General features: G+C 62.0%; 22 protein-coding genes and 3 pseudogenes. 9 read left to right on the forward strand and 16 right to left on the reverse strand.

Translation table 11 applies throughout. The annotated features are described in order from the left end of the window. Positions 1–47: 47 nt before the first annotated feature. On the reverse strand, positions 48–845 hold the full coding sequence (locus tag BM222_RS36405; RefSeq protein WP_177243678.1) for an N-acyl homoserine lactonase family protein: 798 nt from the start codon (positions 843–845) through the stop codon (positions 48–50). Between the two features lie 551 nt (positions 846–1,396). On the opposite strand from BM222_RS36405, the gene BM222_RS36410 reads away from it, so the two are divergent. From BM222_RS36410 to BM222_RS36430, 5 genes are read left to right on the forward strand one after another with little or no spacing between them, the layout of a single operon-like run. Next, positions 1,397–2,632, forward strand: coding sequence for an ABC transporter substrate-binding protein (locus BM222_RS36410; protein ID WP_092239479.1), 1,236 nt, complete (start codon positions 1,397–1,399; stop codon positions 2,630–2,632). Positions 2,633–2,638: 6 nt separating this feature from the next. Then, positions 2,639–3,538 carry a branched-chain amino acid ABC transporter permease gene (locus BM222_RS36415; protein WP_092239480.1) on the forward strand — a complete coding sequence of 300 codons (900 nt, stop codon included), beginning with the start codon at positions 2,639–2,641 and terminating at the stop codon, positions 3,536–3,538. 44 nt (positions 3,539–3,582) lie between these two features. Then, positions 3,583–4,494: a branched-chain amino acid ABC transporter permease gene (locus BM222_RS36420; RefSeq protein WP_244547398.1), complete on the forward strand. Its 912-nt coding sequence runs from the start codon at positions 3,583–3,585 to the stop codon at positions 4,492–4,494. A 38-nt stretch (positions 4,495–4,532) separates the two neighbouring features. Beyond that, positions 4,533–5,243 carry an ABC transporter ATP-binding protein gene (locus BM222_RS36425; RefSeq protein ID WP_244547399.1) on the forward strand — a complete coding sequence of 237 codons (711 nt, stop codon included), beginning with the start codon at positions 4,533–4,535 and terminating at the stop codon, positions 5,241–5,243. Beyond that, a complete protein-coding gene (locus BM222_RS36430; protein WP_092239483.1) occupies positions 5,240–5,950 on the forward strand; it encodes an ABC transporter ATP-binding protein in 711 nt (236 codons plus the stop codon). Before BM222_RS36425 ends, BM222_RS36430 begins: the two co-directional genes overlap by 4 nt. A gap of 263 nt (positions 5,951–6,213) precedes the next feature. On the opposite strand, the pseudogene BM222_RS36440 reads toward BM222_RS36430, so the two are convergent. Continuing rightward, positions 6,214–7,243, reverse strand: a pseudogene (locus BM222_RS36440) (IS110 family RNA-guided transposase). 213 nt (positions 7,244–7,456) lie between these two features. Between BM222_RS36440 and BM222_RS36445 the strand changes: the two are divergent. Further along, positions 7,457–8,205 (forward strand): annotated as a pseudogene (locus BM222_RS36445) (IS110 family transposase). A 710-nt stretch (positions 8,206–8,915) separates the two neighbouring features. Here the strand turns inward: BM222_RS36445 and BM222_RS41565 are convergent. Further along, positions 8,916–9,083 carry a hypothetical protein gene (locus tag BM222_RS41565; protein ID WP_177243675.1) on the reverse strand — a complete coding sequence of 56 codons (168 nt, stop codon included), beginning with the start codon at positions 9,081–9,083 and terminating at the stop codon, positions 8,916–8,918. Between BM222_RS41565 and BM222_RS40605 the strand changes: the two are divergent. Next, a pseudogene (locus BM222_RS40605) lies at positions 9,036–9,152 on the forward strand (IS110 family transposase); the annotation flags it as partial. The gene BM222_RS41565 and the pseudogene BM222_RS40605 sit on opposite strands and share 48 nt — an antisense overlap. 40 nt (positions 9,153–9,192) lie before the next feature. Here the strand turns inward: BM222_RS40605 and BM222_RS41570 are convergent. From BM222_RS41570 to BM222_RS36490, 8 genes are read right to left on the reverse strand one after another with little or no spacing between them, the layout of a single operon-like run. Further along, positions 9,193–9,405: a hypothetical protein gene (locus BM222_RS41570; RefSeq protein WP_177243676.1), complete on the reverse strand. Its 213-nt coding sequence runs from the start codon at positions 9,403–9,405 to the stop codon at positions 9,193–9,195. Between the two features lie 44 nt (positions 9,406–9,449). Then, the gene (locus BM222_RS36460; RefSeq protein ID WP_092239487.1) at positions 9,450–10,487 is read right to left on the reverse strand and encodes a tagatose 1,6-diphosphate aldolase; all 1,038 of its coding nucleotides are present in this window, start codon (positions 10,485–10,487) and stop codon (positions 9,450–9,452) included. After that, entirely contained in the window at positions 10,484–11,443 is a 960-nt protein-coding gene (locus tag BM222_RS36465) for a sugar kinase (RefSeq protein ID WP_092239503.1), read from the reverse strand. Before BM222_RS36465 ends, BM222_RS36460 begins: the two co-directional genes overlap by 4 nt. After that, positions 11,440–12,513, reverse strand: coding sequence for an ABC transporter ATP-binding protein (locus BM222_RS36470; RefSeq protein WP_092239488.1), 1,074 nt, complete (start codon positions 12,511–12,513; stop codon positions 11,440–11,442). The genes BM222_RS36465 and BM222_RS36470 overlap by 4 nt, the downstream gene beginning before the upstream one ends. Positions 12,514–12,519: 6 nt before the next feature. Continuing rightward, positions 12,520–13,524, reverse strand: coding sequence for a zinc-dependent alcohol dehydrogenase family protein (locus BM222_RS36475; protein ID WP_092239489.1), 1,005 nt, complete (start codon positions 13,522–13,524; stop codon positions 12,520–12,522). A gap of 7 nt (positions 13,525–13,531) precedes the next feature. After that, on the reverse strand, positions 13,532–14,359 hold the full coding sequence (locus tag BM222_RS36480; RefSeq protein WP_092239504.1) for a carbohydrate ABC transporter permease: 828 nt from the start codon (positions 14,357–14,359) through the stop codon (positions 13,532–13,534). Between the two features lie 4 nt (positions 14,360–14,363). Continuing rightward, positions 14,364–15,251, reverse strand: a complete 888-nt coding sequence (locus tag BM222_RS36485) for a carbohydrate ABC transporter permease (protein ID WP_092239490.1) — start codon at positions 15,249–15,251, stop codon at positions 14,364–14,366. 59 nt (positions 15,252–15,310) lie between these two features. Beyond that, on the reverse strand, positions 15,311–16,612 hold the full coding sequence (locus BM222_RS36490) for an ABC transporter substrate-binding protein (protein ID WP_092239491.1): 1,302 nt from the start codon (positions 16,610–16,612) through the stop codon (positions 15,311–15,313). Between the two features lie 192 nt (positions 16,613–16,804). On the opposite strand from BM222_RS36490, the gene BM222_RS36495 reads away from it, so the two are divergent. Both BM222_RS36495 and BM222_RS36500 read left to right on the forward strand, forming a co-directional pair. Continuing rightward, positions 16,805–17,857, forward strand: coding sequence for a LacI family DNA-binding transcriptional regulator (locus tag BM222_RS36495; RefSeq protein WP_092239492.1), 1,053 nt, complete (start codon positions 16,805–16,807; stop codon positions 17,855–17,857). 10 nt (positions 17,858–17,867) lie between these two features. Beyond that, positions 17,868–18,602, forward strand: coding sequence for an SDR family NAD(P)-dependent oxidoreductase (locus tag BM222_RS36500; RefSeq protein ID WP_092239493.1), 735 nt, complete (start codon positions 17,868–17,870; stop codon positions 18,600–18,602). A 276-nt stretch (positions 18,603–18,878) separates the two neighbouring features. Here the strand turns inward: BM222_RS36500 and BM222_RS41730 are convergent, their stop codons facing one another. The 5 genes from BM222_RS41730 to BM222_RS36525 all read right to left on the reverse strand — a co-directional run bounded on the left by BM222_RS41730 (position 18,879) and on the right by BM222_RS36525 (position 22,010). Next, complete coding sequence (locus BM222_RS41730) at positions 18,879–19,196, reverse strand: hypothetical protein (protein WP_092239494.1); 318 nt, start codon at positions 19,194–19,196, stop codon at positions 18,879–18,881. A gap of 416 nt (positions 19,197–19,612) precedes the next feature. After that, complete coding sequence (locus BM222_RS36510) at positions 19,613–19,792, reverse strand: hypothetical protein (protein WP_092239495.1); 180 nt, start codon at positions 19,790–19,792, stop codon at positions 19,613–19,615. 553 nt (positions 19,793–20,345) lie between these two features. After that, positions 20,346–20,525: a hypothetical protein gene (locus BM222_RS40615; protein ID WP_143106165.1), complete on the reverse strand. Its 180-nt coding sequence runs from the start codon at positions 20,523–20,525 to the stop codon at positions 20,346–20,348. Positions 20,526–20,536: 11 nt separating this feature from the next. Further along, positions 20,537–21,016, reverse strand: a complete 480-nt coding sequence (locus BM222_RS36520) for a Crp/Fnr family transcriptional regulator (protein ID WP_092239497.1) — start codon at positions 21,014–21,016, stop codon at positions 20,537–20,539. A 466-nt stretch (positions 21,017–21,482) separates the two neighbouring features. Then, positions 21,483–22,010 (reverse strand): hypothetical protein, encoded by a 528-nt coding sequence (locus tag BM222_RS36525; protein WP_244547400.1) that lies wholly within the window; start codon positions 22,008–22,010, stop codon positions 21,483–21,485. Positions 22,011–22,141 lie beyond the last annotated feature (131 nt).

Below are 22,141 nucleotides of genomic sequence, written 5' to 3' on the forward strand. Positions count from 1 at the left end.
GCCCGGGATGGTGACTCGGCGCTCGACGACCGAACGTCGTCAGCCAATCACTCATAGAACTCGGGCGAGTGCTTGTGAGCCTTGAACGTATCGGGATCGTGGGCATAGATGATGTCGGCGCCCTCGGTGTCGCGAAGCCGCTTCACCCAGGCGTAGGCATCGAGCATGCCGACGGGATCATACACGCTGCCGACGCTCGGCAGGATGTTCTTGTCGAGATTCTCCTGCAGATAGACGGCGTCGGAGGTCAGCACCACCGTGCCGGTCTTCGGCAGCCGCACTACCAGGATCTGGCTTCCTGGCGTGTGCGACACCGTCCGGTGGATAAAGACACTGTTGTCGCCGAACAGGTCGAGATCGCCGTCGAGCTCGATGGTCTTGTACTTGGCAGGCATGCCGCCGCCGACGCTGTTTCGCAGCATGGAAAAATCGTCCGAGATGAAGAACGTCGCATAGCCAGGCGCCGGCCAGAACGCATTCCTGATCTCATCGCGCTGGAAGACGAAGGTCGAGTCCAGGAACTTGCCGATGTTGCCGGCGTGGTCGACATGGAAGTGGCCGAGCACGACATATTTAATGTCGGATGGCCTGACGTTGATCTTGGAGAGCTGGGCGTCGATGGCGATGTCGGGATCGCGGCCCGGATCCAGCGCCTTCACGAATGGACCCCAATAGTCCGGGTCTTTGATGATCCGGTCGTTGTTGCCGCAGTCGAACAGCACGTCACCCTTGGGATGGCGGATCAGGAAAAACCCAACGGGAATCTGGACTTTGCCGCTAGAGCCGTTTTGAATTATTGACTTGTCGAGATTAAGCGCCCCCGAGGAGAAGACGTAGAGCTTCATCTCTTTTGGAGGCTCCGCCGCCATAGCCCCGGCGGCTGCCCAAACCAGTCCTATGATCACTAAGCCAAGGACTCTCGCACAGCGCATCAGCATGTCGTCCTCCCGGTTTTGACCGATTTTGCTTGTGTTTTGTCTTTCCGTCGTGATTGGACAGTCTAAACGTTTGTCGGACGCCGGCTTCATACCACAAACTGGGTCGATTGTGCAGATCCTGGCCCACCCACTCGACGAATTGCGCGAACGGTTTTGCTGCGCGGCAGCAAGATCAGGATCGGTCTGGCCGACTGACTTAGTTCACTGGGCCAGATATTGCCGGCTCACCGGTCACCTCCTTCGCTCGCCCAATAATGGCGCAGAAGCGACCAGCCGCCTTCAATCATGGTCGGCATCGCTCGACCTAGCGTCGCAACCGCGCCGCCGTTACTGGTTGGGCCAGTCGCAAATGTCAGTTGATCAAAAAGCGACCGCCGATCTACAGTCCACGCCTGAATAAGAACAGCCGGGTGTCTTCAAGGCAGTCCCGGCAACGAGTCTATGGGAGGTGCGGTTCAATGAGCGCAGTCATCACGCGTCGCACTGTGCTGGCCGCTGGTACCGCCAGCTTGCTGGCGGCTCCTTGGGTGGCAAGGGCACAGGCCAACACCTTGCGCATCGGGATGCAAAGCATCCTGTCGGGGCCGATCGCGCTGCTCGGCACGTCGTCGCGCAACGCGCTGATGATGGAGCAGGACCGTATCAACGCGGCCGGCGGCTTTCTCGGCCGCCAGATCGAAATCGTGTACCGCGATTCGAAGGGCCAGCCGCAGGAGGCCGCCCGCATCGCGCGCGAGCTGGTGAACAGCTCAGGTTGCGAACTCCTGATCGATGCCGAGGCGTCGTCGGCCTCTTTCGCAGTCCAGGAAGTCGTGCGCAGTCTCGACGTCGCCTGTATCCACACCAACAGCGAGACCTCGTCCCTGACCGCCGATCCCAAGATCCGGGCGCCCACCGCGTTCCGCGTCGCGCGGCAGGGCGTGCACGACGCGGTCGCCGGCAGCATTTATCTCGCCGAATACGCCAGCGCCAAGAAGCTCAACAAATGGGCGACTTGTTCGCCTGACTACGCCTACGGCCGCGACACCACCGCGCAATACCTGCAGTTCTTCAAGCAGTTCAAGCCGGACCTCGAGGTGATCACCGAGGCTTGGCCCAAACTTGGGCAGCCCGACTTCACCGAAGTGATTACCAAGCTGATCCAGGCCAAGCCGCAGGCGCTGTTCACGTTGCTTTATGCGGGCGACCTCTCAGCGTTCGTGAACCAGGGCAACATCTATGCGCTGTTCGCGCAGATGGCGGTGGCGACGCCCAATGTCGATTATCCGGTACTGGCTGCGATCAAGAACCTGCCGGCCGGCATCCAGTCGGCAACCCGCTATCTCGAAACCTTCCCGGATACGCCCGCCAACAAGGAATGGGGCCAAGCCTACTTCAAGAAGTGGAACGAGCGGCCGACGAATTGGTCGTGGCAGAACACGGTGGCTATGCAGTTCTACGAGCAGGCCATCAAGAAGGCGAACGCGCTGGACGGCAAGGCGCTCGCCGCTGCGCTCTCCGGGATGAGGATCTACACGCCGTTCGGCGTCGATGGCACGATCACCATGCGCGACGACCACACCACGATAGGCTATGCCATCGGCTGGGGCCAGACCATACCGAAGGAGCCGTTCATCGTCGACGTGAAGGCCGCCGATTGGGGTAAGATCATTGAGCTCGAGACCGAGTGGAAGAAGCAGCAGAGGTACATCTGAGCTCAGATGGACCTCCACGCGCTCGGCGCCTGCCTCACAACATCAGCCTGTGTGGTGACCCAAACCACCAGCGGGCTGATTGTGGGCATGCTGCTGTTCTTGGTGGCGGCAGGCGTGACCCTGATCTTCGGCGTGCTGAAGATCGTGAATTTCGCCCATGGCACCTTCTACATGCTAGGCGGCTACGTCGCCTATACGACACTCGGCGTGACCGACAGCTATATGCTGGCGGTGCTGGCGGGCGCGCTATCGATGGCGCTGTTCGGCGTCGTGTTTGAGCGCGCGCTGATAAGTCGCGTCTATGGCTCCAATGTCCTGATGCAGCTTCTGATCTGCTACGCTGTCGTGTTGATCTTCGACGATCTCGTGAAGATCGTCTGGGGGCCCGAATTCCATGCCATGGGTATGCCGCAGGCGTTCCAGGTGCCGCCCCTCTTCATCGCGGGTGGTGTGGTGCCCCCATTTTACGCTGTGCTGATCGGCATCGCTGCGCTGATCGCGATCGTTCTCGGCCTCGGCTTGTCGATGACGCGGCTCGGTAAAACCGTGCGCGCTGCGGCGATCAACGCTCAAATGGTATCCGCGCTCGGCGTCAACACCACGCTGCTGTTTGCGATCGTCTTCGCGGTGGGCGGCGGGCTCGCGGGGCTCGCCGGCGCGCTCGCAGCCCCGGTGCGTTCGCTGTCGCCAGGCATGGGCTTTTCAGTCCTGATCGAGAGCTTCATTGTCACTGTGATCGGCGGCATGGGCTCGATTGCGGGTGCGCTGGCTTCGGCGCTATTGATCGGGCTGGTCCGCGGCTTCGGCACGATCGGCTTCCCCCAGTTCACCGATGGCCTGATCTACATCGTGATGATCGCAATCCTGCTGCTCCGGCCGCAGGGCCTGTTCGGCCGGCGGCTATGAAGGGCAACCGCCGCTCAGGGACGCGCGAGACGGCGATTGCAGCAGTGGCATTGCTTATCGTGCTTGTAGTCCCGTTCGTCCATCGCAGCCCCGCGTTCGAAGATTTCGTCATCCGATTAAGTTCGATGGCGCTGTTTGCGACCTCGCTCAACCTCCTGGTCGGCAACACCGGGATGGTCTCATTCGGGCATGGCATGTTCTATGGGCTGGGCGCCTACGCCTTCGCATTGATGATGCAGATGACCGAGCTCTCACTGCCGGTCGCCGCCATGCTCGCGGTGCTGTTCACGACGGTTGCCGCGCTCTGCGTCGGTGCTATCTGCGTCCGCCTCAGCACGGACTATTTCGCCTTCATCACGCTGGCGTTCCAGATGCTGATTTACAGCGTCATCATCTCCTGGCAGAGCCTCACCGGCGGCGATCAGGGCCTGCGCGGCGGCCTGCCGCGCCGCGAGATCTTCGGCTTCGACCTCGCCTCGCAGCTTCATCTTTACCAGTGCTGCGCCGTCGTCGCGGTGCTCGGCCTGCTCGCGCTACGCCACATTTCCGCAAGCCCCTTTGGCCAGACGCTACGCATGATCCGCGACAACGAGAGTCGCACGGGCTTTCTGGGCGTGGTTCTGTGGCGCGCCCGGCTGTGGGCCTTCACCATCGCCGGCGGCTTCGCAGGGCTAGGCGGCGTGCTGGCCGCACTGTTCGTGTCGGGGGCGTATCCCGAACTCGCCGATTGGCCGAATTCGGGGCAAGCGATCTTTGCCGTCATGCTGGGTGGCATCAACAGCTTCCTCGGACCGGTTCTCGGCGCGGCGATCCTGCTTGCATTGAATGACGCCGTAGCACGCGTCACCGAATATCAGGGGCTGGTGCTGGGGATTGTGATCCTCATTTTCGCCCTAGGCTTGCGCCGCGGCGTGCTGGATTTTCTCCGAGTTGCCTGGTCGAAAGATTCACAATGAAGCTCGAGATTAGACATCTCACCAAATCGTTCGGTGGCGTGCGGGCGATCGACGATGTGTCGCTAACCTTTCCGTCAGGCTCGCTTTCGGCGGTGATCGGCCCCAACGGCGCCGGCAAGAGCACCTTCTTCAACCTGATCAGCGGCGCGTTCGCCCCCGATGCCGGGGAGGTGCTGCTCGAGGGTCACGACGTTGTCCGTCGCTCCAAGACTGAACGCATGCAGCTTGGCATCGGGCGGGCGTTTCAGGTGGCGAGCTGCTTCCCGAGCATGACAGTGGCGGAGAACCTAATGGCCGCCGTTACGGCCCGTCTCGGCGAGTGGGGCAACATCGTTCGCCGCTTTCCGCCGCCCGGCGTGCGAGAGCGCGCCGGAGAGGTGATGGACTTAGTAGGCCTGACCCACGTCGAGAATGTCAAGGCTGCCATCCTTTCCCACGGCGACCAGAAGCTGCTCGATATCGCAATCGCGCTTGCGCTCGAACCGAAGGTGCTCCTGCTTGATGAGCCAACGGCCGGCATGGGCCCCGACGAACGCTGGCGCATGATCGAGCGCGTTCGACGCTTATGGGACCAGCGCAAGCTGACGTTGGTGTTCATCGAACACGACATGGACATCGTCTTCCAGGTCGCGAGCACCATTCGCGTGCTGTGCTACGGCCGGGTCCTGGCCGAGGGCACGCCGGACCAGATCCGCAACAACCAGGCGGTGATCGACGCGTATCTTGGCAAGGAGGAACATGCCGCATGACGGAGCTCCTGCGCGCCGAAGGATTGAGCGCCTTTTATGGCGCCAGCCAGATCTTGTTCGATATCGACCTCTCACTCCAAGAGAAGCGTACGCTGGCGCTGCTCGGCCGCAATGGCGCGGGCAAGAGCACAACCATGAAGACGCTCGCGGGAATCGTGCCGGCCGGGAGCGGCCGCATCGTTTTCGACGGCCGCGACGTCACCCGCGCGCCGCCGCATACGCGCGCCAGGCTCGGCCTCGCCTATGTGCCCGAGGATCGCCAGGTCTTCCCCGAGCACAGCGTCGAGGACAATCTCCTGATCGCGGCTAAGAGCGGTCCCGATGGACGGCGCGACTGGACGCTGCCGCGCATCTGGGACACCTTTCCGCTGCTCGCAAATCTTCGGGCGCGTCATGCGGACCGCCTCTCCGGCGGCGAGCAGCAATTACTGGTAATCGCGAGGGCTCTGATGGGCAATCCTCTGGTTCTCTTGCTCGACGAACCGAGCGAAGGGCTCGCGCCCATCGTGATCGCCACCATCAGTAGGATGCTGCGCGAACTGGGAGCAAGCGGAGCCACCATCCTGCTTGCAGAGCAGAACATGCATTTCTGCCTGCGGATTGCGGACGAGGCCGTAGTCATCGATAAAGGTAAAGTGGTGCACCACCAGGATACGGCCGGTCTCGCCAGGAACGAGGATATCCGCCGGCGTTATCTTGCCATGTAGCAGTCATGCTGGGACTGGCGATGGAACTTCACCCAATTGGGTGAGAGAACACCGGATGATGAATCTCGAATTGCTCCGCTCAGACCTCGACCTCTCCTCCGCCATCACCGAGGGCAATGCGCGGTTTCCTCCCTTGGAGGCTTTCGGACGCCGGCCGCTCGAATGTGCCGCGCCGTCAATCATGCGGCCGGCATCCGAAACCCTTCACATAAGCGGACCTCCATCAGGCACGGCGTAACTTCGCAGATGCGGCGCGATCTCGCTTAGGCCGCTAGCGCGGCCGGCTCCTGATAGCGTTCGTTCCTGGCCATCATCGCCCAAGCCATCCTGGCGAGCTTATTGGCGAGCGCGATGGCCGCGACCTTCGTGGGCCGCCGGGCCAACAATTGCGTGGGCCAGGGCCGGTGATCGGTGCCATGGATTTTGGCATAGCGGATTACCGCGAGCGCACCAGCCGTGAACAGGCTGCGCAATTAGCAATCGCCCTGCTTGCTGATACTGCCAAGCTTGTCCTTACCCCCGCTCGAGTTCTGCTTCCGCACAAGCCCAACCCAGGCCGAGAAGTCTCGCCCGGATCGGAAGCTTTGGGATCGGCAATACTGGCTACCAGGGCTGTTGCCAATGCCGGCCCAACGCCAGGATCGCGTCCAGCCGCTTGCTCGCCGCGCTTGATCGATGCGAAGCGATGATGCGTCGGTCGAACTCAAGGATCTGGGCCTTCAGGGCGCGCAATTGACTACCAAGAGCAGCAAGGCACATCCGGGCGACCTCCCGAACCCGGTCTTCGGCGTTGTCGACGACCACTTCCAGCAGCTGCTCGACACACCTGCGTCCGACGGGCGCTACGATCCCGAACTCGGCAAGATAGGCGCGGACTGAGTTGATGACAGCAGTCTGCTGTCTGATGAAGAGGTGGCGCGCGCGATGAAGCATCAGACAGCTCTGTTGCTCGACCGTTTTGGTAGGCACGAACCTCATGTTTGGCCTGGCAACCGCTCCGCAAATCGCCTCAGCGTCGGTGCTGTCGTTCTTCTGCCGCTTGGCGTAGGGCTTCACATAGGCCGGCGGCATCAAGCGCACGGTATGCCCCAACGCCTGCAGCTCGCGCGACCAATGGTGTGATGAGGCACACGCCTCGATACCCACCAGGCATGGCGCCAGTTTCTGGAAAAAGGCCAAGAGGTGCCGGCGCTTCAACTGACGGCGCAGGACCACTTGGCCCGATCCATCAACGCCGTGCACTTGGAAGACCGACTTCGCAATATCCAGACCGATGGTCGAAATTGACTGCATAGGGTGCTCCTCCGATCGCGGGAGCCTTAAAACGGCACCCACTCCTTAGCACTCTCGTGCCGGCGGAGGAGCCGTCCACATGGGGTAATCGCGGGAGCGAGTCACCCTGAATCAGGCCCAACCGATAATGGAAGCTGGTGACTGTTCCCCGATAGGATGGAAATACGGGCTCACGAGTGGACGCCGGGCCCAAACATCGAATGGAGAACAGCCATGGAAGAATATATCGGTCTCGACGTGTCGATGAAAGAGACGACTGTCTCGATCCGCCGAGCAGGTGAACGGATCTGGCGCGGCAAGTGCGCATCTGATCCCACAGAATCATAGCCGAGCTCATCCGCAAGCGGGCGCCATCCGTGAAACGCGTCGTATTCGAGACCGGGCCGCTGTCGGTGTGGTTCTATCATTCTCTCCGCATCGAAGGGTTGCCGGCGATCTGCATCGATGCGCGCCATGCTAAAGCGGCGCTCGATGGCGAATAAGACGGACGCAAACGACGCCGATGGCCTGGCGCAACTCGCAGAAGTCGGCTTCTTTCGTCAGGTGCGTGTGAAGGGATTCGACAGCATGCTAACCCGCACGCTTGTCGCAGCGCGGACGCGGCTGGTCCGAATCACTACCGAGCTTTCCAACCAGATCCGCGGCGTCATGAAAACCTTCGGTCTGGTCGTTTCTGCCGGAAAGGGAAGCACCTTCGAGAAGAACGTCCGGAGCCTTCTTGCCGATCAGGACGGACTTGCATCGATCGTGCTTCCGATGCTGGAAGCCTGGCGTGGCATTCGCATCCTTATGTCCATTCCCGGGATCGGTGCGATCACCGCAACCGCCTTCGGTCTGAAGCTCCGGGAGAGGATCGGCTTCAAAGGAGCTGCCGTGGCCGTGGCGCGCGAACTGGCGTGATAATGCATACGATGCTTAAGACTGGCGAACTCTTCAATCCGAATGCCGGACCCACCGCATAAGTCCCGATAGCGTTCAGAACCTGAACCCCCAAGGTGTCCCTGCCGGGACGTGAGCCGAGCCCTTCCGCTGATGCTGTTGCACTGCTGACTCAGCAAAGTGCGTCGTCCACATTGAAGGCTCGTCCTGCGACGCTCCATCATGCGGCGGCTAATGCCGACCGCGAAGACAACCATGCACCCGGCAGTATCTCCTGAGCGAAATTATAGACGCCTCAGCAGCGATTAGACAACAACATCAGCAGCGGACTCGCGGCAGAACTCCGAAAGGACCGAAAGGTGACGGCGATCACAGACCGTGACGCTTCTTTGCCCGACTTATGCGCGCCTGGCCGCGTATGGCCGGTCATCCGCAACAGGAGATAATGATCATGCCTACGAATAACGAGTTTGAAAAGCGTCCGCTGGCTGACAAAGAGTTGGAGAAGGTAAGCGGTGGCTTCACGAGGACGGGAGACTTCTACGGTGAGCCAGTCGTATACACCGTGAAGGATTACGCTACTGTGTGGAATACGGTCTCTCAGCTAAGGTGACGCGTCGGCCAGCGCGGGAGCGCACTGCGAGGCGCAGTGCCCTCCCTGCTGTGTATGTGCCGGAAAGGATGTTTGGGGTCATCAATGACGGTTTCAATCGAAGCGTTGCGAGGCTCGCATGTCTGCTCCTGCACGGGTCTAGCCACCCGTAACATTGTTCCGGTACTGAAACGCGCGCGATCATCGAAAGTCCGCTAATGGAATGGTCCGGCCGTGCTCCGGCCCCAGTGCGAGAAGCTGGCAAAGGTCGCTCAAGTCAAGGAGCACGCCATGTCTCAGAACCTCAACACAGCGATCGCGGTGATCGGCGTCGATATCGGCAAGAACTCGTTCCACCTCGTCGGTCATGGTCACCGCGGTGCCATCGAGCTGCGGCAGAAGTGGTCACGCAGCCAGGTGGAAACACGGCTCGCCAACTGCTGTTCCGCCAACGGGCACACTGGGCTTGCTTTCGAGCTCACAGCTCGACCATCTCAAGCTCGCAGGCGTGGCCAAAATATTCGGCTTGGGAGAACATGATGAGGCATCCGAAACCGTGGAAAGCGCAGCGCGGGTCTCGGCGTGTTTCTGGTCGGCGTCGGTCATCTCGCCGAACGACGTTACCACCGTCGTCGGCAAGGTATAGCGATAGCAGGACGCCTCGATCGAGCATGGTGAAGCCGTCAGTCATATCGCGGATCCTACGATCAGGATGAACAACGCAGAGCCACTATTTCAATAGGCGCGTGCGAAGTCACCCTCCTGTTTGATATCGGTGAACACCGGAAAGCGGGCTTTCCACGGTATGCCCTTGGCTGTGGTCAGGTTGTTGAGACGTTCCAGCACGCCGAGACCATCCTTGCGCAGGCTGGCCGAGACGGCGGCGCGGTCCGGGAAGTTCTTCAGGACGGCATCGAGCCAGATCGTACGACCGGCCAGGAAACCGCTTGCGCCCGCAGCATAGGAATAGTCGAGCACGCGCTCGAACTTTTCGGGCGCGGCGCCGCCCGACAGCAGCACCCAGGGGATGTTGCGGCCGCGGCAGATGTCGCCGATCGCATCGAACTCCTTCTGCGCGGCCTTGGCTTCCGCGCTGCCGTCGCGGGCCGGCAGGCTGTTGGCCGCAAGCGGGCTCTCCAGCTTGAGGAGGTCGACGCCGTACTCCGGCTTGGCGAATTCGCGCACGCTGTCGATGACGAGACCGGGCAGCTTGCCGGGCGATTCCACGTAGTCTGCCGTGTGATTGGCACTGCCGAGAAACGGATAGACCAGCAGCTCGAGCACGTAGGGAATGTCGTGCCGGGCACAATCCTCGCCAATCTCGCGCACGAACTTCTTCTGATGCGCGTTCACCGCGGCATCGGCGTCCGGCCGGTACCAGGCCAGCACCTTGACGGCGTCGCCACCCATGGCGCGGATCTTCTCCACGCTCCAGTTGGTGATCGCACGCGACTTGCGGCCGCCCGCGGTCTCCTCGACGCGATGCTCCTCCAGCGTCATGATCAGGCCGCAGCGCGGCGGCAGCAGATCGATCGCGGCGGGCACCGCGAAGTTCGGGTCGAACAGCATGGAGCTGCAATGCGGCGCGAGGTTCTCGACTAGGAGGCGCTTGGCCGCCGTAACGTCGGAATATTCGACCTGCTCCCGCGTGATCCCTTTTGCTTTGGCGATGGCATCGAACAGCGGCGGCCGCTGATCCAGCGCGACCATGCGAAAGTGGCCATCCGCGTCGGCAAGCCGTGCCAGGCCGCGGTTCTTTCCAATCGTTCTCATGGCGTCGTCCTCATGAATGCAAGACACTCGTTGATATCGGGGATCCCATTGCGGCCACCGGCGTGGCGGCATTTAATCGCGGCTGTCGCTGCCGAAAACGCCATGGCGGCCCGCACCCCGAGGCCGGCGCCAATTGCCAGCGCATAGGCACCGTGAAAGACGTCCCCCGCCCCCGTGGTGTCGACGACATCGACGGCATAGGCGGCCTGCCGGTGGAGCTGGCCATTCTCGTACCAACTCACGCCGCCCTCGCCGCGGGTGACTGCAATGACGCAGCAGCCGAAGCGCCCAAGCGCTGCAAGGCCCTCACCCTGGGACGAGCCGGCAAAGGCCGTGAGCGCGGGCTCGGAGAAGATGGCGTGGTCGGTCAGCGGCAGCAGCCGCTCGAACACCTCGGCATCGGCCATGTCGCCATCAAGCACCGTCGGAACGCCGCGCGCACGTGCCTCCCGGAACAACGTGGCCGCGCCCTCGACCCAGCGCGGGTCGGCTAGCACGGACGATGCTCGCGCGACACCTTCGAGCGGAAGCCAGTCTGCGGATTCTGGATAGAGGCCCCGGAAATTCACGATCTGCCGCTCCCCGCCGCTATCGACGATGATTCCAGAGACGGAGGAGCGGCCGTGGGGAAACAGCCGGAAACTCTCGACATCGACGCCTTCGGCGGCAAAAGCCGACTTCATTTCGTGGCCGGCGGCATCGTTCCCTGCTCGCCCCCAGAAAGCGACCGACGCCCCGAGCCTTGCCACCGCAACGGAGGCGTTGGCCGCCATGCCGCCGCCGAGCGTGCCGTACTCGAGGGCCCTGATCTTCTCGCTTCCGCCCGCGAACGGCCGATCGACGCGCCAGACCTGGTCGAGCGCGGACAGGCCGAGGCAGATCACATGCACGGGCTTCGCTTTAGACGCGACCTCCGCCAGCGCCGAGAGATCGCCGATGTCGACCGATGCGCTCACCACAGGACCTGTCCGTTGCTGGCATCGAACAGATGTGTTTTGCCCGGCTGCGGATACAGATTGATGCGATCGCCGACCTTCGGCCGCAGGGCCGGATCGACCCGCGCAATCGCCGAGCCTCCGGCGAGATCGAAATGGATCAGCGTATCCGAGCCGAGCGGCTCGACCAGCTTGACGTCGATGGCGATGCTATCGGCGGAATCCGAAGCGACCGCGAAATGTTCGGGACGAATGCCGAGCACGGCATTGCCGGCCCTGCTCAGGCGGGCCGCGGTCTCGCCGTCCAGCGGCACCATCCTCCCAGCTTGCGAGAGGATCGCACGTTCCTGCCGCCATTCAACCGGGAAGAAGTTCATCGCGGGCGAGCCGATGAAGCCGGCGACGAACTGGTTGGTCGGCCGCTCGTAGATCGTCTCCGGCGTATCATATTGCTGGATGGTGCCGCTCTGCAGCACCACGATCCGGTCGGCCATGGTCATGGCCTCGATCTGATCATGGGTGACGAAGACCATGGTGGTCTTCAGCTCCTGCGACAGTGCCTTGATCTCGGCGCGCACCTGCCCGCGGAGCTTGGCGTCGAGATTGGACAGCGGCTCGTCGAACAGGAACGCCTTGGGGTTACGCACGATGGCGCGGCCCATGGCGACGCGCTGGCGCTGACCGCCGGAGAGCTCTTTCGGCTTGCGCTCGAGATAGGATTCGATGTGGAGCAGCGCGGCGGCGCGTTTCACCCGAGCATCGATCTCGGCCTTCGGCGTGCCCCGCAGCTCCAGCGCAAACGACATGTTGTCGTAGACCTTCATGTGCGGATAAAGCGCGTAGTCCTGGAACACCATGGCTATATCGCGCTGCGCGGGCTGCACGCCGTTGACACGCTTGTCGCCGATGTAGAGATCACCCGACGAAATCGGCTCAAGGCCGGCGATGATGCGCAGCAAGGTCGACTTGCCGCAGCCAGACGGGCCGACGAACACGACGAACTCGTGGTCCGCGATCTCCAGATTGAGATCGGGGATCACGGTGAAATTGCCGTAGCGTTTGACGAGGTTGCGGATCGAGATCGAGGCCATGATCGATCAGTCCAGCGCCAGCACGGGCTTGATCAGCTCGCCCTTGGCGAAGCGGGCGAAATTCTCTGGGAGCGCCGGCAGGCCGAACTCGCCGTCGACGAGGACGCGATATTCGTCCTTGTACTTGCGCAGCAGCTCGACGTTCGGCTCGAAATCCGAGACCGGGAAATAGAAGGTCCGGATCATGTAAAAATCCTTGCGGCGGAACACCTTGCCTTCCTCGATGGTCCAGGGCGCGGCGTTTTCGCCCACCAGCACCAAGGCGCCGCGCGGCAGCACCAGCTCGATGCCGAGATTGCGCGCCGCGTGTGCGCCCGAGCATTCCATGATGAGGGCAAAGCGCCTGGAGGTATCACCGACCGGGTGCGCCTTGGCGCCGAAGGACTGCGCGATCTTGAGACGCGCCGCGTTCGGGTCGGCAACGTAGATGTCATTGTAGCCAAGTGCGCGGAGCGCCAGCACGACGCCGAGGCCGATGGGCCCTGCTCCCATCACGAGCACGGGGCCGGCCTCGGTCGGCGGCACCACCTGGCCGACGAAGCGCACGGCGTGACCCGAGGTGCCGATGGTGTCGAGCAGCAGCGGCGCGAGGCTGTCCTCGATATCGTCGGGCACCGGCAGCAGGCAGTTTTCCGGCACCGGCACGTATTCGGCATACCCGCCCGGCCTGTTCCAACCGATCAGGCTGGAGACCTCCAGACACATCTGGGTGTCACCGCGCTTGCAGGCGGCACAATGGTCGCAATGCAGGGGGATGTAGACTGCGCAGCGGCGGCCGTGCAGACGATGGGCGGGCTGCTCGACCACGCCAAAGATTTCGTGGCCGGCGGTGAACTCGGCGCCCTTGTGCCAGAGCTTGAAGTCCGAACCGCACAGCGCGGTGCGCGAGACACGCACGAGCACCTCACCGGTGCCGACTTCGGGCATCGGCACGCGCCCGATGGTGATGCGATCGTTGCCGTGGAAGACCGCGGCCTGCATGATCGAATTCGGACGGGGAGACAAGCTCATCAGATGCCTAGCCTTTCACCGCGCCGAGCGTCAGTCCGGACACCAGCCAGCGCTGAACGAGGGCGGCCAGCACCAGCGGCGGCAGCGCGATTAGCGTCGCCGCGGCCATGAGGGCGCCCCATTGCGTCGAGCCTTCGCCGATGAAGTTGAAGGCCGCCGCGATCAGCGTCTTGGTGTCGCCATTGGAGAGCACGAGCGCAAACAGGAAGTAGTTCCACGAAAACACGAAGGCGAGAATCGCCGAAACCGCAACCCCGGATGCCACAAGCGGCAGCGCGATGCGCCAGAGAATGCGCGTCACACTGCACCCGTCCACCTGCGCGGCCTCAAAGACGCTACGCGGGATGCCATCGAAGGACGGCAGCAGAACCCAGATCACGATCGGCAACGTGATCACCGCGTGGCTGAGGATCAGCGCGGTGTAGGAGCCGATCATGCCGATTTGCCGGAACATGACGTACCAGGGCAACAGGAACAGCGTGCCCGGCGCCATGCGGGCGGCGAGTGTCAGGATCGCCGGCCACGAGATCCGCGTCCAGGACACGGCGAACGCCGCAGGGATTCCAAACAGCAGACCTAGCGCGGTCGAACCGAGGGTGACGATCAGGCTGTTGAGTGCGTAGCTCAAGAACGGCGTCGTCCTGGTCAGTTCGACGTAGTTCTCCAGCGTCGGCGAGAAGACCAGCGTCGGCGGATAGGCTGTGACCTCGAAGGACGGCTTGAACGAGGACAGTACCATCCAGACCGTGGGCGCCATGATGAGCAGCCCGGCGAGCACGAGCTGCACGGTGTTGAGCCAGCGGATCCAGCGGTCTGTGTTGGCGGCGTCGCTCATGACATCACCAAGCCACTGCGCCACGAAGACGATTGAAGGCGAGCACGGCGCCGAACACGATCGCCGTCAGCGTCAGCATCAGGGCGCTGGCATAACCGATGTTGAAGAACTCGAAGCCGACCCGGAAGCCGTAGATATTGAGCGTGTTCGAGGCGTTGCCCGGGCCGCCCTGGGTGGTGATGTAGATGATGTCGAAGAAGCGCAAGAGATCGACGCTGCGCAGGATCGCCGCGGTGACGATAGTCGGCAAGAGGAGCGGCAACGTGATGCGCTGGAAGGTCTTGAACGGGGATGCGCCGTCGATCTGCGCGGCCTCGTAGACGCTCGGCGGCAGCGACTGCAGGCCGCCCAGCACGATCAGAGCGACGTAAGGCGTCCACTGCCAGCTGTCGATCAGCGCCACGGTCGGAATGACCCATGTCGGCGAAGCAAGCCAGTCCGACGGCGGCAGGCCGAGCGCTTGCAGGATGTAGTTTGCGGCGCCCAGCGAGGGATCGAGGATCACCAGCCACATCATGCCGGCGACCACAGGCGGCATCATGAAGGGCGAGATGAACAGCGAGCGCACGACGCCCGGCAGGCGCTTGGCGTGGAACAGCACCAGCGCGAGCCAGACGCCGAACAGGAGTTGGAGCGCCAGTGACAGCACGTAGAGCGCGATCGTGACCCATAGCCCGTGCCAGAATTCGTAGTCGGCGACCAGCTTGGAATAATTGGCAAGGCCCGCAAAGGACTGCTTGCCGGTCGAGGAGAAAGTCTGGAAGCCGAGCCAGATCGTATAGACCACCGGGAACGCGATCATTCCGACCGTGAAGATCACGGCCGGCGCAGAGAGCGCCGCCATCTCCAGCTTCTGCCGGTCCTGCGTGAGTGTCGCAGCCGTGTCCGACATGCGTTGCATTTCCTAGGGGATGGGTGCCGGCAGGCCGCACACCTGCCGGCGTCGAGCCGTTACTTCTGGGCGATCAGCGCGTCGAGCGCCTTGTCGGCATCGGCGCAGGCCTGCTCGATCGGCTTCTGCTTCAGGATCAGATCCTGCACAGCCTGGCCGATGAACTCCCGCGATTCCGGATTGGCGACAATGGGATAACCGACCTCGGAGGAGCCCTTGGTGGCGAGCACGTCGAGCGCAGCCTGCCATTCCTTGCGGACCGGCTCCTCGTCGATCCACCTGCGATACTCCGGGTCCTTCGCGACCGACGGGCGCGGCGGAGCAATGCCCTGGAGCGCCATCTTCTTCTGCACCTCGGGGCTGGTCGCCCATTGCACGAAATACCAGGCCGCCTCGGGCCGCTTGCTGTGCGAGGACACCGCCATGCCCCAGCCGATCGTGGTCGGCACCTGGCCGGCCTCACCCTCCGGGAACGGCAACAGGCCGGTGTCCTTCAGGCGCGCGCCGCCTTCCATCACGGTGCGCAGCTCGTTCGAGGATTCGAACGCCATCGCGGCGCGGCCGCTGCGGTAGAGTGCGGAGATCTGCTGGAAGCTGTAATTGACGACGCCGGGCGGTCCGAAGTCCCGCAGCAGCCTGCTATAAGTCTCGAGAGTCTCCTTGCCTTTGGTCGAGCAGAGGTTCGACTTACCGTTGGCGATGTAAGTGCCGCCGATGTTGTGCAGCATGTTGCTGAAAGTGTAGGCCACCGCGGGCTTGAGGCCGCGCGAGACGAACGGCGTCACCGCGCTGTCGCAAGCCTTGATCTTTTCGGCGGCGGCCTCCACGTCCTTGATGGTCTTCGGGGCCTCGAGGCCGCACTTCTTGAAGACGTCGGTGCGATAATAGAGGATCGGGCCCTCAATGTTCATCGGCATGCTGGTCAGCTTGCCGTTGAATGTCGCGGCCTTCAGCAGGGCCTGGCTCAGCCCGTTCGGATCATAGTCTTTGGCGACCTCGTTCTTGGCCATCGCGGTAAGATCGCCGTACCAACCCGCGGCGGCGAACTGCTCGCCCTCGCGCGAGGGCAGCGTCATGAACGCGTCGATTTCGTCGCTGCTCGCATTCATGACGGTGACCAGACGCTGGCGCATCTGCTGCTCCTGATAGCCGTCGACCTTCAGGGTCATGCCGGTCAGCTTCTCGAAATCGGCCTTATAGGTGAGCAGCGCTTGCGCAACCGGATTGTTGTTGGCGAGAAAAGTGACGGTCTTGCCCTTGAACTTCATCCAATCGAAGTCGGCGGCGCGCGCCTGCCCATTGACGACGGCAATTGCGAGAACGGGCAGCGCGACATGTGCCGCGAGCATCCTGGCCTTCATCGAACTCTCCTCCCGGCTGGCCGCCTTAATTTGGCGGACCTTTTTAAACGCGCTTGAACACATTTGAAAACGGTTACAAAATAGACCCCAAGCCATCGATGTCAAGCGATAGACAGGCCGCACAATCTGCGGCAGATTTCGCAAAGGCGCCGCTATGACCTGTTCGCGCCGCGCAATGTAACGTTACACATCATGGGACTGACGGCCCCCAAGTCGATCAACAAGTCTATCAAGCAGGGCATCCGCGCCGTGGCGGCCCGCGCTGGCGTTTCGACAGCCTCGGTCTCGCGCGCCCTCAACAATCCCGATGCGGTTAGCCCCTCCTTACGCGCTCGCATCGAGCAGGCCATCGACGCACTCGGCTACATCCCGCATGCGCCGGCGCGGATTCTGTCGTCGCGGCGCTCGCGCACGCTCGGCGCGATCGTGCCGACCATCGACAACACGATGTTCGCGCGCGGCATCTCCTCGCTGCAGCAGTATCTGTCGTCGGTCGGCTACATGCTGTTCCTCACCACGAGCGGCTACGATCTCGACGTCGAATTGCAGCAGGCGCGCAATCTGATCAGTCGTGGCGTCGACGGCCTGGTGTTGCGCGGCGACTGCCACCACGAGGGTCTGCGAAAACTGCTCGCGGACAACGCGGTGCCGTTCATCAACGTCGGCATCTATCAGCCTGACAGGCCCTACCCCTGCGTCGGTACCAATAACGAGGCCGCGGCCCATCGCGCGGCAGCGCATGTCATCGAGCTCGGCCACCGCCGCATCGGGATCGTCTCGGCGCTCCAGCGCAACAACGACCGCGCCAGCGCCCGCGTCGCCGGCTTTCGCCGTGCGCTCGCGGAGAACGGGATCGAGCTCTCGCCGCAATGGCATGTCGAGGTTCCCTACACCCTGGACGACGCGCGCGAGGCGGCCCGCCATTTGCTCAACCTCAAAGACCGCCCCACGGCCGTGGTGTGCGGTAACGACGTCATCGCCTATGGCGTGCTGCTCGAGGCGGAGCGGGACGGCTTCTCCGTGCCGCGCGATCTGTCAGTGGTCGGCTTCGACGACCTCGACTGGAGCCGGCATCTGCGACCGAGCCTGACCACGATCCAGGTGCCGACCGGAGAAACCTGGCAGCGCGCCGGCGAATATCTGGTGCGGAGCCTCGCCGGCGAGCAGACCATCATGCACCGCGAGATCGACTTCTCTCTGGTGGTGCGCGAATCCACTGCTCCTCCACCGAAATCCCTGACGTGAGACCTACCGGATGACTTCGAATTTCTCCCTCGCACCCGGCTTTCATGCCGTCGTGATCGGCGGCGCTGGCGACATCGGTGCTGCGATCAGCAACCAGTTCTGCGACCTCGGGGCGACAGTGACTGCGACCGGCGCGAACAAGGCCGACCTCGCGCGTACTCTCCTCAAGCCGCGCGCGGGGCTGACGCTCGCGACGCTCGATGTGACCGATGATGCTGCCGTCACCTCGTTTGCGGGGAAGCACCAGCGCGTCGATGCCCTGATCAACTGCGCCGGGATCCTCGCGCGCGACAAGGAATTCGAAATCGGGACCTTCATGAAGGTGCTCGACATCAATCTCACCGGCACGTTCCGCACCTGCATAGCGTTTCAGCCGCGTCTCGCGGAGACGAAGGGTTCGATCGTCAACATCGCCTCGATGAACGCGACGCTGGCGCTGCCGCGGATTCCCGCCTACTGCGCCAGCAAGGGCGGCGTCGTGATGCTGACCAAGGCGCTGGCCTTGAAATGGGCCGAGCAAGGCATCCGCGTCAACGCGGTGGCGCCCGGCTATGTCGAGACCGCGATCAACGCCGCCGGCCGCACCGATCGCGCGCATTATCAGCGCATTGCCGACCGCACCGCGTTCAAGCGTTGGGGACAGCCGGAAGACATCGCCGGCGCTGTCGCCTTCCTCTGCATGCCGGCCTCGCAATACGCAACCGGGACTGTCGTTGCCGTTGATGGCGGGTTTCTCGCTGGATAATGGACGGACTTAACTTGATTCGGATTTCCTTTCACAACGGGGACTTCATCGGAACTCATAGGGCGCCGGGATCATTTCAGATTTTTTGCCAGAACCATCATGTAGCGATCCGCCATGCACCGACGATTTATCTAGCAAACGTGACAATGACAGCGATGAGCTCCCGCCTTCGCGGTGGCGCCGCATAAACATAGATTATGGCATAATCCGGTTTCCCAAAGGGAGAACCAGCTAACGGCTTTCGTTGTGGGATAGCGTTATCGGCAAAATCGCAAATTAGCTCCTGGATTTTTTTTCCGTGGCAGCGGCAATTTTGTGCTCTTCGCTGACCAGAAGCGCTTCAGCAAGCTCCGCGGCTGCTTTCTTTTCGCGCTCGGACTCGGCCAGCGCGTTCGCGAGCCTGTCACGCTCTTTTTCCACAGCGCGACGATGCGCCGCGCTTGGCCGCTTGCCGGCATCGGCGGTGCGCGTGCGGAACCAGTGGCTGAGTTCGTCACCGATTCTCGTGAAGCATCTGCAACTCTGCGATGCGATTGTCGGCGCGACGAAGCCGCCGACAAAGCTCGGTTGACATTCTGCATTACCATCACACACGCGTGGAACGTGGCCGGGCGAACTCGTCGCGAGAGACGCGGTTCGCGTAATGAACCTATGCGAAGACCACCCTGTGTCGTTGCGTGTTGTTGTCGTCTCGTGTAGCGCTCACCATACTCCTGCATTCCAATCACACCATTCCTGCACGCGATCCCTCCGGTGCCCTGCCGGCCGCCGTAGCAGGCTAATCAGAGCTCCACATCCCCTATGTCTTATGCGAAGCTCACGGTTTCCGAGCGCGTCGAGCGTTTGGCGAACCCGCTGAAGGACGGACGGCCTCGCGCATGAAAAGGAGAATGGCGCCAATTTCGGCGAATTCGCTGTGTTGAGGGCGCTGAAGGCCAAAGGTGGAGAAGCCCCCTTCTCCGAACTGGCGATCGAATTGCGAGGCATCCCGCCAAGACAGCATCGGCAGCTCAGATGTCGTCCCGTTGACTAGCGGACGTCACTTGAGGACCAGCCGAATCTAGCGCCCCAATGATTTCTTTACCGAGCATCTTGGCTTCCTCGATACTGATGGGCCCGGCAGCATGATCCTTGAAGAACTGGCAGATCGCAGCAGTGATGATGGTGTTCGGTTGGTGAGGGTCGTCCATTCCGAGTCCCCAAGGCGGAATTACGCCAACGAGCTCGGCTCGTTCACTCTTAATTCAGCGAGGGCCGCCTTCTCTAGCGCGACTTCCTTTGCAATCGCCGCCAGCGAGGGGCCGATCTTCTGGACAATCCGCGCGAGATCGCCGTCGGTTATCTTTAGGCGCTTTTTCACGGATCTGACCTGCCTCGCATCCGCTAGATCCAGTGCCGTTCTAATCGGACGTCGTGGCTTCGTGAGCATGACGGAGACCCTCATTACACAAACAAATCCGACGATTGCCATTTGTTCCTACTCGCAGGAAAAACCTTGATCGTGATGCATTCTATCGAGGCCGGGGTCCATCCCAAGGTCAACAGCAGGATGCGCCTTCAGAAAACTTTTCGGCTAGCGCCTAGCGCGCCGGTGGATCTCTGAAGCGCTGCGCTGACTTCCGGTCTCTCGAGCCAGAGCATCAGCGGCGCATATCCGTCCTGCTGGGGATACACTTGTTCGAAGAGCTCCGCGAGCTGCCCTTGCTTGAGTCAGCCTAATGCAGGGGAATGATCGAGGATGATTCACTGGGCACGCGCTGGCGGCGGTCCTTCGCGAAATAGCTTCAGGACCGGGAGACGGCCTTGCTGTAGGCCGCCGATATCAAAAAAATTTAATTGTCGCGCGATTTCAATCGCTCGTTGCGAATTTGCCAGATAGTCTCGCGCGCGGTCAATCACGTAGTGGCCGCCGAAACCAGACATCACTCACTTCGTCACCGGCTCTCGTGATGCATCTGCAACTCGGCGATGCGATTGTCGGCGCGACGAAGCCGCCGACAAAGCTCGCGGTTGACATTCTGCATTACCATCACATACGCGTGGATATCGGCCTTGTAATAAGCGTAAAGTTGTCGAGCCGTGAGCTCGTACAGCAGAGTTGGGCTCAGCGCGACGATGGTCGCTGACCGGTTCTGCATTTCGATAAGCGTCATTTCGCCGAAGAAGTCTCCGGGCCCCAGACTAGCCATTGGAATTACGCGCCCCGAGCTCGCAAGCTTGCTCACGACGAGCTCGCCGGACTGAACAACGAACATCGAGCGCCCCTGCTCTCCTTCCGCGACGACGGTGTCACCGACGTCGAAGCGGCGCTCGACCAGCATCGAGATCAAGAGATCGCAACTCGCGTCTGACAGACCACCGAAAAACGGTGTGGCAAGCAAGAACGCTTTCAGATCCGGCGAACTGACAGCCATCGAGAAAATATACTTTCGCGCCCGACGGTGGCAAGCGGCGAAGCTCAGCGGACATTTCCGCCATAAGTATTGCGGGGGGAGCCTCGGGTTGCCGATCAAGCACGCAGACCGGCCTGATCATTGTGAAGTAATCACTGCAGTTGTGGCGTTTGCGCGTTTAGTTTTCGTCCCGGCAGACCCAGGTGGATCGGCCGGAGCACCGAGACGTTCACGCTGCTGCCGCAGAGGCGCGGTGATCACACTTGGGGAACCGGTCATCATCCTCGATTTGCATCGTCAGGGTCTGCTGGTGAGCGCCATCGCCCAGCAACCTCGATCAAAAGACCGTCGGGGCCTACATGGCCGGACGCTTGGAGCCGGCGGCTTACAAAAAGCGGCACTAGCTTTTCGACGGTACTTCGCTACTGACTGGCTGATCGGGGCACCTGTGACTGCCGGGTCTAGAGATTGCTCGCTGCGCGAGCGCTCAAAGGCGACCTCGAATCGAAGCCAATATGCCTGTCGTCGTGTCGATGACGGTTACTGCCTGATCAATCTTGCCTTGCCCCAATGGGTATTTGGTACACCGCTCGGAGATCTGCACTAATCGTTTTCGTTCGCTGATCAGGATCGTGCTGCTCTTGTCGACGGCAAACTTGAGGACGTCCCGCATCGGACTCTCGTCGCCGAAGTCGGTCAGATCTTTCTCCATGGTGATCAGATACTCGTAGCTTGCGAGTTCGTCGGAGATTTGCAGAAGTTCCCGGACAGTCGTGTTGACACACTCGGCGTCGCCGCTGGAAACATCAGGACGCTTGGCTGTTGCGACAAGGTCGTTCATGAGGTTGGCAAAGAGCGGCCTAAGGCTCTCCGCCTGCCGAAACTCGCTCTCGGAGAGGACGCCCGCACTGCACACGCCGGGCAAAACCAAAGCAAGCCCCAAGCCGGCGGCCCGTAGCTTTCGGTGCGCTCGCGCTGGGAACGAAAACATCGTGGTGCCCGTCAGCCCGCGCATTCCAGCTGCTCCTTCCCTGCTCGCCCCTTATTGTTGGACGTTTGATTCTGTGCAAAGATCAGCCATCGTCGACTTCCGTTCACACTGGCTTTGCGTGCAGACATGTCGGCGTCTGAACCGCTCCCAAAGGT

Origin of the sequence: Bradyrhizobium sp. Gha (assembly GCF_900113735.1) — a bacterium.
Classification (GTDB): domain Bacteria; phylum Pseudomonadota; class Alphaproteobacteria; order Rhizobiales; family Xanthobacteraceae; genus Bradyrhizobium.